Genomic DNA, 1,562 nt, shown 5'->3' with positions numbered 1-1,562 from the left:
CCCACCGCCGGCCCAACGGCCCCCCGGGCACCGCGCCGGCGCACCGCCGACGACCTCGCGTACGTGATCTACACCTCCGGGTCCACCGGCCGGCCCAAGGGCGTCATGGTCTCCCACCGGGGCGCGCTCAACACGGTCCTCGACGTCAACGAACGCTTCGGCATCGGCGTCACGGACGCGGTGCTGGCGGTGTCCCCGGCCACGTTCGACCTCGCCGTCTGGGACCTGTTCGGCACCCTCGCGGCCGGCGCCACCCTGGTGGTGCCCACCCGCGACCAGCGCCGCGATCCCGCCGCCTGGACCGTCCTGGCCCGCGCCGAGCACGTCACCGTGTGGAACTCGGTGCCGGTGCTGGTGGACCTGCTCCTGGACTCCCTGTCCCCGGGCGACACGGTGCTGGAGGGCCTTCGGGTGTGCCTGCTCTCCGGCGACTGGATCTCCCTCCAGCTGCCCGGGCGGCTGCGCGAGCGCGCCCCGAAGTGCCGGATCGTCAGCCTCGGCGGCGCCACCGAGGGCTCGATCTGGTCGGTCCTCCACGAGATCGGCGACGTCGACCCGGTTTGGTCGAGCATCCCGTACGGGTGCGCGATGACCGGGCAGAGCGTCCAGGTCCTCGACGACCAGCTGCTGCCGTGTCCCGTGCACGTCCCCGGCCAGCTGTACATCGGCGGCCACGGCACCGCGCTGGGCTACTGGCAGGCTCCGGAGCTGACCGAGGCCGCGTTCGTCTTCGACGGTCGTACCGGCCGCCGGCTGTACCGCACCGGCGACTGGGGGCGGCTGCGCCCCGACGGCACCCTGGAGTTCCTCGGCCGCCGCGACGCCCAGGTCAAGATCCGCGGCTACCGCGTCGAGCTGCGCGAGGTCGAGACGGCGCTGTGCGCTGTCCCGGGAGTCGAGCAGGCCGCCGTCGTCGCCACCGGGGAGCGCACCGACCGGCGCCTGGCCGCCTTCCTCGTCACCGTCCGGCCGCTGGACGCGGTGCGCGCCGACCTCGCCCGCCGCCTGCCCGCCCACATGCTCCCGGCCTCGTTCGCCGTCCTGCCCGAGCTGCCGCTGAGCGCCACCAGCAAGGTCGACCGCGGCGCGCTGGAGCGCCTCGCCGCCGATCTCGACCACCGTGCACCGCAGCCCGCCGCCGGGGCGGCTCGCCACGACACCGGCCTGGAGGAGAAGGTGCGGGCGGCGCTGGCCGCGATCGTGCCGGGCCGGGTCGGGCTGGACGAGGACCTGCTCGCCTTCGGGATCACCTCCGTCGATGTGATCCGCCTGGCCAACGCCGTCGAGCAGCACACCGGACAGCGCCCCGACCTGAAGGCGTTCTACGCCGTCCCGACCTTGCGCACCCTCCTCCGGCACGCCGACGCGCCCACCGACGACCCGGTGCCGGCCGCGCCGGGCGCCTGGTCCGGCTGGCCGCAGCTGACCGATCCCGAGAAGCGGGCCGCCTTCCGCGCCGCCCGGCCCGCCCACGGCCCGGCGGCGCGGGGAGGAGCGGGACGGTCCGGAACTGGCCGAGTTCTGGGCGGGCTGGGCCCGGGCCGAATCGGCGCATTTCGCCG

At 75.5% G+C, this 1,562-nt stretch carries 1 protein-coding gene; it reads left to right on the top strand.

From position 1 onward, the window contains the following. On the top strand, positions 1 to 1,562 hold a 1,562-nt coding region (locus tag ACIQOV_RS40840), incomplete at both ends, for a non-ribosomal peptide synthetase (protein ID WP_401056126.1).

It is taken from the genome of Kitasatospora sp. NPDC091257 (assembly GCF_044757675.1).
GTDB classification, from domain to species: Bacteria; Actinomycetota; Actinomycetes; order Streptomycetales; family Streptomycetaceae; genus Kitasatospora; species Kitasatospora lactacystinica.
This window is presented reverse-complemented; position numbering and strand designations above follow the sequence as displayed.